The 9,932-nt window shown below is 66.6% G+C and carries 10 protein-coding genes; 6 read left to right on the top strand and 4 right to left on the bottom strand.

The genetic code is table 11. From position 1 onward, the window contains the following. Nucleotides 1–196: 196 nt before the first annotated feature. Nucleotides 197–1,261, bottom strand: a complete 1,065-nt coding sequence (locus AB4Z32_RS11470; protein ID WP_442121967.1) for a hypothetical protein — start codon at nt 1,259–1,261, stop codon at nt 197–199. 325 nt (nt 1,262–1,586) lie between these two features. Here AB4Z32_RS11470 and AB4Z32_RS11465 point away from each other — a divergent pair, with 325 nt between their 5' ends. The 6 genes from AB4Z32_RS11465 to AB4Z32_RS11440 all read left to right on the top strand — a co-directional run bounded on the left by AB4Z32_RS11465 (nt 1,587) and on the right by AB4Z32_RS11440 (nt 6,953). Further along, complete coding sequence (locus AB4Z32_RS11465; protein ID WP_047823953.1) at nt 1,587–1,826, top strand: KGG domain-containing protein; 240 nt, start codon at nt 1,587–1,589, stop codon at nt 1,824–1,826. A 155-nt stretch (nt 1,827–1,981) separates the two neighbouring features. Then, nucleotides 1,982–2,386 (top strand): hypothetical protein, encoded by a 405-nt coding sequence (locus AB4Z32_RS11460; RefSeq protein ID WP_442121966.1) that lies wholly within the window; start codon nt 1,982–1,984, stop codon nt 2,384–2,386. A gap of 11 nt (nt 2,387–2,397) precedes the next feature. Beyond that, nucleotides 2,398–3,522, top strand: coding sequence for a M14 family metallopeptidase (locus tag AB4Z32_RS11455; RefSeq protein WP_442121965.1), 1,125 nt, complete (start codon nt 2,398–2,400; stop codon nt 3,520–3,522). Nucleotides 3,523–3,538: 16 nt separating this feature from the next. Beyond that, a complete protein-coding gene (locus AB4Z32_RS11450; RefSeq protein ID WP_442121964.1) occupies nt 3,539–4,015 on the top strand; it encodes a CYTH domain-containing protein in 477 nt (158 codons plus the stop codon). Continuing rightward, on the top strand, nt 4,015–5,166 hold the full coding sequence (locus AB4Z32_RS11445; protein ID WP_442121963.1) for a serine hydrolase domain-containing protein: 1,152 nt from the start codon (nt 4,015–4,017) through the stop codon (nt 5,164–5,166). Before AB4Z32_RS11450 ends, AB4Z32_RS11445 begins: the two co-directional genes overlap by 1 nt. A gap of 41 nt (nt 5,167–5,207) precedes the next feature. Beyond that, the gene (locus AB4Z32_RS11440; RefSeq protein WP_442121962.1) at nt 5,208–6,953 is read left to right on the top strand and encodes an FAD-dependent oxidoreductase; all 1,746 of its coding nucleotides are present in this window, start codon (nt 5,208–5,210) and stop codon (nt 6,951–6,953) included. Between the two features lie 90 nt (nt 6,954–7,043). Here the strand turns inward: AB4Z32_RS11440 and AB4Z32_RS11435 are convergent, their stop codons facing one another. The 3 genes from AB4Z32_RS11435 to AB4Z32_RS11425 form a co-directional block, all read right to left on the bottom strand. Further along, a complete protein-coding gene (locus AB4Z32_RS11435; RefSeq protein WP_442121961.1) occupies nt 7,044–7,472 on the bottom strand; it encodes a MarR family winged helix-turn-helix transcriptional regulator in 429 nt (142 codons plus the stop codon). Then, nucleotides 7,469–8,365 carry an alpha/beta hydrolase family protein gene (locus AB4Z32_RS11430; RefSeq protein ID WP_442121960.1) on the bottom strand — a complete coding sequence of 299 codons (897 nt, stop codon included), beginning with the start codon at nt 8,363–8,365 and terminating at the stop codon, nt 7,469–7,471. Before AB4Z32_RS11430 ends, AB4Z32_RS11435 begins: the two co-directional genes overlap by 4 nt. 106 nt (nt 8,366–8,471) lie before the next feature. Next, entirely contained in the window at nt 8,472–9,719 is a 1,248-nt protein-coding gene (locus AB4Z32_RS11425; protein ID WP_442121959.1) for a DUF2863 family protein, read from the bottom strand. Nucleotides 9,720–9,932: the final 213 nt, after the last annotated feature.

Below are 9,932 nucleotides of genomic sequence, written 5' to 3'. Positions count from 1 at the left end.
CGTCCGGGGTAGCCAGGCTTGCCGCCGTTAACAAGCCGAACAGTTGATCGAAGGTCGGGCCCGGCATCGTCACTCCACATGAGTTAACTCGACAATGCGTATGACCTGCGCAACCCGTTTCAGTTCACATAATTAACGCGCACACAGCCAAAGAAAACGCGCCCCGGAGGGCGCGCTCTGGACCGGCTCTTTTACTTCAGGGCTTGCGTTTGAAGCCGGTGTCGTCGTCCATGTCCTGGTCGCCGGACAGGCGGTTGGCGTAGCCCGGGCTGCGCGGATAGCCGCCTGCGGCATCGTTGGACTGGTGCGCCGGTGGTCCGCCGTCGGCCGCGCCGGCGCCGGTCTGCGAGCCGCTGCGGTCAGTGCTGGTCACAGCGTTTTGGGCGCCGGTATTGCCCGGCGAGCGCGGCAGGCCGCCGGCCACGTCGTTCGATTCGTGCACGCCGCCGATGCTGGGGGCCTGGTTGGACATCGAGTGCGAGCCGGCCACGCCCAGCTGGGTATTGCCGCGCTGGGCTTCCTGGCCCGGCTCGTTCTCGTCCAGCCTGCCCTGGGCATTGCCCTGCGATCCGCTCAGCGGGCCGCGCATGCCGCCGCCGCTGCGGGTCGAGTTGTCGGACACGTACAGGCTGCTACCCTGCTGGCGGTTGCCGGTCGCGGAACCGGCGTTCAGGCTGGCCGGCGGGCTTTGCGGACCACGCATGCCGCCGCCGCTGGTACTGGTGTCCGAGGTTCCCTCGATCACCGAGCCCGACTGCATGCTGCCGTGGTAAGGTCCAAGCGAGCCGCCCTGCAGGTCCGGCTGGTTCGGGTTCTGCGAGGCCATCGTGCCACGGACCACGTCGCGGTGCATATCGCGCTGCTGCTTCAGATCGACACCCGTATCGTGTGGGCGATGTCCGACAGGCTCTTCCAGGATGCCGTAGGCGCCGGACTTCTGTTCCATCTGGCGCTGGTGGCTGTCGGTGATGCCTTGCACCGTGCCCGAGCCGCCGCTCATCTGGCTCTGCATCGAGCCCTCCGATGCCATCGACTGCCTGCAGCTGTCCGCCCGTTCAGCCTTGCCGCCGGCTTGCGGCGCCGGGCCGGCGCCCATGGTGTCGATGCCCTGGTTGCCCTGCTGCTGCACGCCCAGACCCTGCGGGTAGGTGTGGTCGAGCGGTCCGTCATCCGCGGTCTTGCCCTTCGAACCGGGCGTCCATTTTTCGTTGGCGAGGTTGTTTGTCTGGTTGTTGACTTCGCTGCGTTGGTTCGCGTCCATAGCCGACTCCTTTCAACTGGAACATGCATTCTCAGGACGATGATGCGCCCTTGATAAGACATTCAGTATAGGAAGAGACTGCGGGTGATTGTAGGACTAATACTGACGACCCCACCTCTTGGACATTTACTACTGGAAGTAGATTGCGGATGTGCATTTTCTGTCTCACATTGTCCTACAAAGTCATCTGAAAATGTCCTATACCCTCATCCATCATGCATGCCTAAGATGATTCCGACCGAGCACTCATCGGTGTCTGCCGAGAGCATCGGATTCGGCCTGCCGCAGGACGCGGCGGTTTCTAGAGCATTGAGGAGAAAGCATCATGGCTTCGAACAACCAGGGCAACAAACAGAGTGGCGGTACCAAAAACCGCGGTTTCGCATCGATGGATCCTGAACGTCAGCGCGAGATCGCCAGCCAGGGTGGCAAGGCCGCTCACCAGAAGGGCACGGCGCACGAGTTCACCTCGGAAGAGGCTCGTCGCGCAGGCAGCATGAGCCATGGCAATCGCCAATCGGCCTCGGGCTCGTCGCGCAGCTCGTCGCGCGGCAACAAACAGTAAGCAGCCGGTTCGGAGGACGGTGGCGGCGCCATCCCTTCCTGCCAGCAATCGACCGGGGAGCGCGAGCTCCCCGTTTTGTTTTTCTTTCACACAATTCGCGTATGGGATGCGGTAGAATCGCTGCGCCTTTTTGTCCAATCTCATAGGAGTTGTTCGTGAAATCTGCGGTCATCCGTCAAGTCAAGAGCATGAGCATGTCGTGCGACCGGGTCGGTAATCTCTTGCTGGCCAAGTTTTCGGCACAGGGTGCGAATGACACCTGCTTCGTCCTTCCCGCCTCGATCGTGTTCTTCCTGATCAAGAACCTGCCGGCGAACCAGGATCCCACCCTGCAGCCGCCGCCGGCCGGGCCGCAGATCACGCAGGCGGACTGGGACAGTCCGAACGTTCCGCGTGCCTTCACGGTCAACTGCAAGGTCCTGCCGGGCAAGATCAGCATGACCTTCAACCTCGACGTCAAGCCGGACCAGACCCTGGTCCTGGATCGCAGCAACGTCGAACTGATGCGCCAGATCCTGCTTGCCTACAGCCAGGACCTGATCGACCTCGACGCCATCTGAAAGGAGTGACCATGCCCATCAAGATCAGCCAGCACTTCGACTCCGGCGCCATCGACGTCGTCAGCGCGGAAAGTCCGCAAAAGATCGACCTGAACCTGCGCCAGGATTCGCACGCCGACATCCACCAGTGGTTCCACTTCCGCCTGCAGGGCGCGCGCGGCCAGGCCTGCACCATCCGCTTCCTGAACGCCGGCCAGGCAACCTATCCGAAGGGCTTCGAAGGCTACCAGGCGGTCGCCAGCTACGACACCGAGAACTGGTTCCGCGTGCCGACCAGCTTCGACGGCCAGGTGATGACCATCAACCACACGCCGGAACTGGACAGCATCTATTACGCCTATTTCGAGCCCTACACCTGGGAGCGCCACCTGCGCCTGCTGGGCGAAGTGGCCGAGAACCCGATCGCCCGCGTGCACGACATCGGCACCACGGTCGACGGCCGCGACATGAACCTGGTGGTGATCGGCAACCCGAACGCCGAGAAGAAGATCTGGGTGATCGCCCGCCAGCACCCGGGCGAAACCATGGCCGAATGGTTCGTCGAGGGCATGATGGATGCGCTGCTCGACGATTCGAACCCGGTCTCGCGCAAGCTGCTGCAGCGCGCCGTGTTCTACATCGTGCCGAACATGAACCCCGACGGTTCGGTGCGCGGCAACCTGCGCACCAACGCGGCCGGCGCCAACCTGAACCGCGAGTGGATGACCCCGTCCCTCGAACGCAGCCCGGAAGTCCTGTGCGTGAAGCGCAAGATCGAGGAAACCGGCGTCGACATGTTCTTCGACATCCACGGCGACGAAGCCCTGCCGTACAACTTCGTGGCCGGCAGCGAGATGCTGACCGACTTCACGCCGGAACGCCTGGCGGCCCAGAACGCCTTCATCCAGCGCTACATGGCGTCGAGCCCGGACTTCCAGAACGTCTACGGCTACGCGGCCTCGAAGTACAACGAGGAACTGCTGACCCTGGCATCCAAGTATATCGGCCACACCTACAAGTGCCTGTCGCTGACCCTGGAAATGCCGTTCAAGGACAACGCCAACCTGCCCGACCCGCACGTGGGCTGGAACGGCGCCAGGAGCAGCGCGCTGGGCGCGGACATGCTGCAGCCGATCCTGCTGTCGCTGGACGATTGAAGGGAAGGGAGGAATCATGGGCATCGAAATCGAGCGCAAGTTCCTCCTCAACGGTGAAGGCTGGCGCGGGCTCGGCCAGCCGACCCTGCTGCGCCAGGGCTACCTGAGCTCCGACCCGGTGCGCACCGTGCGCGTGCGCATCGAGGGCGAGCGGGCCGTCATCACCATCAAGAGCAAGAACACCGGCGCCACGCGCGGCGAATGGGAATACGAGATCCCGGTGCCGGACGCCGCCGAGCTGCTGGACCGCCTGTGCGAGCAGCCCCTGGTCGAGAAGACCAGGCACCGCATCGAGCATGCCGGCCACACCTGGGAAGTCGATGAGTTCCGGGGCGAGAACGCCGGCCTGGTGGTGGCCGAGATCGAGCTCGGCAGCGAAGACGAAGCCTTCGAGAAGCCCGACTGGATCGGCCAGGAAGTGACGGGCGATCCGCGCTACTACAACTCCAGCCTGATCCGGCTGCCATATTCCAAGTGGAAAGACCAGGCCTGATGCGCACAGGCCGCCGTACGATCCTGTCCCTGGCAGTCGTACTGGCGGCCGCGCCTGCCGCCTTCGCCGCCGCCGCCGGCACACCGTATTTCCCGCCCGCCGGATCTTGGGAGCACAAGTCTCCCGCGGCGCTGGGCATGGATCCCGCGAAATTGGCTGAAGCCATCGCCTACGCCGGCGCCCACGAAACCGAAAGGGCCGCGGATTTCTCGGACCAGCAAAAGACCTTCGGCCAGCCGCTCGGCTCGCTGCCGACGAAGCGCGCCGCCACCAATGGCGTGGTGATCTACAAGGGTTATGTGGTGGCCGAGTTCGGCGATACCCGGTTCGTCGATCCGACCTATTCGGTGGCGAAAAGCATGCTCTCGACCGTGGCCGGCATCGCCCTGCGCGATGGCAGGATCGCCGACCTGAACCAGCCGGTGGGGCAAAGCGTGCAGGACGGCGGCTATGCCTCGCCGCACAATGCCGCCATCACCTGGAAGCAGCACCTGCAGCAGGAATCCGAGTGGGAAGGCAGCATGTGGGGCAAGAACGCCGACTTCATCGGCGTTGACGCCTTCGGCGCCGGCGAACGCAAGCCGCGCCAGTTCGGCGCGCCGGGCAGCTATTACGAATACAACGACGTGCGCATCAACCGCCTGGCGCTGTCGCTGCTGCGCGTATTCGACCGCCCGCTGCCGGACGTGTTCCAGCAGGAAGTGATGGACCCGATCGGCGCCTCGAATTCCTGGAAGTGGGTGCCTTACCACAACAGTTACGTCGAGCTGCACGGCAAGCCGGCGCCTTCCGTCAGCGGCGGCACGCGCTGGGGCGGCGGCATGTGGATCGATTCCTGGGACATGGCGCGCTTCGGTTACCTGTGGCTGCGCGGCGGCGCCTGGGCTGGCCGCCAGATCGTGCCGCAGGACTATGTGAAAGCGGCCTTGACGCCGAGCGAGCACGGTCCGGATTACGGCTACCTGTGGTGGCTCAACACCAAAGGCAAGAACCTGCCGGGCTTGCCGGCCACCGCCTATGCGGCGCTGGGCGCGGGCAGCAACGACATCGTGATTTCACCCGAGCACGACCTGGTCATCGTGTGGCGCTGGCATGCCGGCAATCCGGCCGAGTTCGCGAAGCGGGTGATTGCCGCGATCCGGCAAAACTAGCGTACATTGGCGGCCATGATCCTCAGCGAGGAATACCCGCCATGCCAGACCAGTTTCCCGCATTCGGTTCCTATGCCCTCGGGGCCGACGCCGAGCCGCGATCCGCCGTCGACCTCGCCACCCGCGGCCACCAGATCTTTCCCACCCTGAACGCCGACGACCTGCGGCGGGTGCGGCGCTTCGGCGTCCCGCGCCGCTGGCAGGACGGCGACTGCGTGTTCCGTGCCTGCGTCGACTCGCCCGGCATGATCGTCGTCCTGAACGGACACCTGGTGTGCAGCCGCACCGATGCGCTCGGCAAGCGGGTCGAGGTGGTCGATTACGGACCCGGCCAGTTCAGCGGCGAGGTCGCGCAATTGTCCGGCCGGCCGCCGCTGGTGGACGGCATGGCGGTGGGCCAACTGGACGCCCTGGTGCTGGACGCCGCCTCGATCCGCGCCCTTCTCATGGCCGAGGCCGACCTCGGCGAGCGCCTGATGCGCGCCTTCATCCTGCGCCGCGTGCTGCTGATCGGCGACCATCCCGGCGGACCCATCCTGATCGGCCCGCCCGCCCACGCCGGCCTGTTCGAGCTCGAGAATTTCCTGTCCCGTAACGCCTATCCCTACACGCGGCGCGATCCGGCCCAGGATCCGGAGGCGGCCCAGCTGGTGCGCGAGCACTGGCATGAGGACGCCGACTGGCCGCTGGTGGCGCTGCCCGACGGCTTCGTGATGCGCAATCCCAGCCTGGTGGAACTCGGACGCTGCATCGGCACCTTGCCGCGCATCGACCGCGGCAAGGTCTACGACGTGCTGGTGGTGGGCGCCGGCCCGTCCGGCCTGGCCACCGCCGTGTATGCGGCCTCGGAGGGCCTGTCGGTGATGGTGCTGGACCAGCGCGCCTACGGCGGCCAGGCCGGCGCCAGCGCGCGCATCGAGAACTTCCTTGGCTTCCCGACCGGCATTACCGGCCGCGCCCTGGCCGGCCGTTCCTATGTGCAGGCGATCAAGTTCGGCGCCGAGATCGCGATCCCGGCCCGCGCCACGCGCCTGCTGTGCCACGAGCGGCCGCTGAGGGTGGAGCTGGAAGACGGCACCTGCCTGCGCGCGAAGTCGGTGGTGCTGGCCTCAGGCGCGCGCTACCGCCGGCCGGAATTGCCGGACCTCGAGCGCTACGAGGGGCGCGGCGTCTACTACTGGGCTTCGCCGGTGGAGGCTGGACTGTGCCGCGGCCAGCCGGTGCTGCTGGTCGGCGGCGGCAACTCGGCGGGCCAGGCGGCCGTGTTCCTGTCGGCGCATGCCTCGACCGTGCACCTGATGGTGCGCCGCGCCGGACTCGAGGACACCATGTCGAGCTACCTGATCGAGCGCATCGCGGCCACGCCCAACATCACGCTGCACACGCGCATCGGCCTGGACGCGCTGGAGGGCGACGAGAACGGCCTGAGCCGGGTGCGCTGCCACGGCATCGAGGACGGCAGGGAGCAGGCCTTCGAGACCCGTCACATGTTCCTCTTCGTCGGCGCCGACCCGAACAGCGACTGGCTGCGCGAGTGTGCGGTGGCGCTGGATGACAAGGGGTTCGTGCTGACCGGCCCGGATGCCGGCCGCGATCATCAAGCGCGTGCGCTGGAGACCAGCGTGGACGGGGTGTTTGCGGTGGGGGATGTGCGGGCCGGGTCGACCAAGCGGGTGGCGGCCGCGGCGGGGGAGGGGGCTGCGGTGGTGGCGCAGATTCATGGGTATCTGGCAAACCACACCGTCATCCCCGCGAAAGCGGGGATCCATATTGAGGCACCGAAGTAGCGTATTGCGCGTCAAGGCGGCGTTGCCGATCTCGGAAGTTCAGCATGGGTCCCGCTTTCGCGGGGACGACGGTGGAATGCGTTGGGGCGATTACTCCTCCAGCTCCGCCACCCGCTCCAGCCAGCGGGCCACGGTCGCCAGCTCTTCCTTCGAGAACCCTGCGGTCAGCCGCGCATTCAGCCCGGCCAGCACGGCGCGCGCCGTGTCGCCGGCCTGTGCGCCCGCCGGCGTCAGGCGCAGGCGCGTGATGCGCGCATCAATCTCGTCGGCGACGCGTTCGATCAGCCCGGCCGCCTGCATCCGCTTCGACAGGTTGGTGACGGCAGCCGGCGCCACCTTCAGTTCGGCGGCGATCTCGCCGACCGCCGCGCTGCCGCGCGCGCCGAGGATGAAGAGCACCGCGGCCTGGGCCGAGCTGATGCCTTCCCAGCCTTCCGGGCGCGTCTCGACCCAGCGCTGCAGGACGCGCTGGGCGCGGTTCAGCAGGAAGACGAAGCGCGGCTGGCGCGGGCCGCTCATCGCTGAGGCTCCGACCTGGCAGGCGCCGAACGACGGACGGCCTGCTCCAGCAGCCAGTCGCCGACCTGTGGCCACAGCAGGGTCGCGCAGCGCTTGCGGAAGAAGCCCATGTGGCCGATCGCCGGTACGCCCGCGTCGCGTGGCGCGACCTGCCTGCGCTCGACGCCGGCCTTGGCCAGCGGCGCGACCAGCATCGAGATCGCTTCCGGATTGGCCCAGGGATCGTCGTCGAAGCCCAGCACCAGCAGCGGCAGGCGCTGGGCGCGCATGCGGCGCCCGGCGTACATCGCGGGGTCGTCGAAGAAGTAGCGCGGCAGGCTGGTCCAGCGGCTCCACTGGCGCATCACGGAGGCGGGCAGGTCTTCGCCCAGGCCGATGCGGCGGCCCGGCATGTAGCCGTACAGGGCGCACAGCAGCGGGCCCAGTACGCGCATCACGAGGCGTATGCGCAGCCGTTCGCCAAGGCCGCGGACCAGCCGGGTCGCGCCGGCGTGCGAGGCCACCAGCACCGCCGCGCGCAGGCGCACGGTCTCGTCGGACAGCGCGATCGCATGGCCGCCCACGCTGTGGCCGACGGCCAGCAGCGGCAGCGCCGGATAGCGCTCCGCGGCCCAGCGCGTGACGGCGCCGACATCCTCTTCCATCCAGTCCGCCATCGTCACCGTGCAGGTGCGCAGGTCGTGCGGACGCGAGGCGCCGGTGCCGCGGTAATCGTAGGTCAGCACGCTCAGGCCCAGGCCGGCCAGCCAGCGCGCGAAGGCTTCGTAATAGCCCTGGGTGACGGCGGTGGCCGGGTGCAGCAGCACCAGCGCGCGCGGGGCCGGGGCCGGATACAGGCGGGCGGCGATGCGCTCGCCGCCGGCCGTGCTGATGTCGATCGACTGGCTGTCCATGATGCTTGAATTAGTTAACGTGTTAACCAATTTAGCAGCAGGGACGCCGGGCCGCAAGCGAAAAAAAAGCCCGGTTCGAACCGGGCTTCCTGGGGGCGGTGCGCGCTCAGTGGAAGTGCTCGTTGCCGGCCGGGGTATCTTCCGGCATCTCGGCATGCACCAGCTCTCCGCTTGGGTCGGCGAACAGCGGGGCGCCGCAGTCGTCGCAGTATTCCGCGACATAGCGCTCGGCGATGCGCTTGACGTGGGCGATGCCCATCTCGTTCAGGTGCTTGACGATCTCGTCCATCGGCGCCGCCGGAGGGCCGCCGTGCACCGGGCCTTCCATCGGCGTGCCTTCTTCGTCTTCCTGGCCGTACAGCGGCCAGACGATGCCGTACACCACGTCCGACGATTGGCGCAGGGTGAAGCCGATGCGGTATTCGTCAACCTGGCTGTCGTTGATTTCGTCGCCGAAGCCTGCGATCACGGCGCGCAGGTCGCCCGGCTCGACGCCCAGCGTGTAGGTGAGGTAGTGGACGGCGGCGCGCACCGACACCGGACGGATCATCTTGTCCGCCTCGCGGCAGGCCACGTAATAGGCTTCCGGCAGCAGCAGTTCGGTGCCGCAGCCCGGCAGCAGGCGCGCGATGTTGGGGCCGGCCTGGGCGCGCCATTGCTCCAGCGCGGAGTCGCGCACCACTTCGAAGTTGACGTGGTGCTGCGGCTCCTGCCAGCGGAACAGCGGGCCGCCGACCGGGGCGATGACGGCCACCAGCAGGTAGCGGGTGTCGGCCAGGAACTGGGAGGCGTCCGGGCCCGGCGCGGCCGGCTTGACGCTCGTGCCCTTGTGGGCGGCCTGGGCCAGCTTGTGGGTCAGGCCATAGGTTTCGGCGTGGGTGCGCGGCAGCTGGTCGAGCGAGTACAGGGTCGGCGCCATCGCCATGCGGGCGCCGTCGGCCAGCAGATGGGCCGAGAAGTGGGCCGACAGGGTGGTGACGATGTCGTTCGGGATGGTCCCGGAAGCGATCGAGAAGCGGGTCCAGGCGAGCACCGGCGCGGCCACCAGCAGGGCCTGCCAGGTGACGTCTTCGCCGTCGACCTGTTCGGTCATGGTCGCGGATTCGCTGACCGCTTCGACGCCGTCCATCAGCACGTCGTAGACCGCGAGGTCGCCCTTGAACAGGACGTTCAGCGCGGCGTCGATGCTGTCCTGGTGGTTGGTCTTGAGCAGCTTCTGCAGCTGCGAATCCAGGTTGCGCTCCCAGGTCCGTTCTTCAACGCGGCTGGCGGCCTGCACGATGGCTTGGCTGATGCTGACTAGACGCTGGCTGTCTGCCGATAGTTTGGGTGAGTCTTTGGAGGAGCGACGCATAGTAAATGATTGAATGTGGATCGATGGTCCAGAGGGCCATGATAAACCCTAATCCCCGGTATTGTAGTTGATTCGGCCACATGCCTGTAACACACTGACAAGTTCGGCCGCAGGAGGGAAAAGCAGGGTGTTGCCGAGCCGCGCTTGTCAAAACGCGCAACAAGAATCATAATGCGAATCGTTCTCATTCATTTTTCACGGTTTGCCCTGCCG

The sequence above is a fragment of the Massilia sp. 2TAF26 genome (genome assembly GCF_052115005.1).
In the GTDB taxonomy this organism is placed as follows: Bacteria; Pseudomonadota; Gammaproteobacteria; order Burkholderiales; family Burkholderiaceae_D; genus Telluria.
The sequence above is the reverse complement of the archived record's forward strand: the minus strand, read 5'-3'. Positions and strand labels throughout refer to the sequence as shown.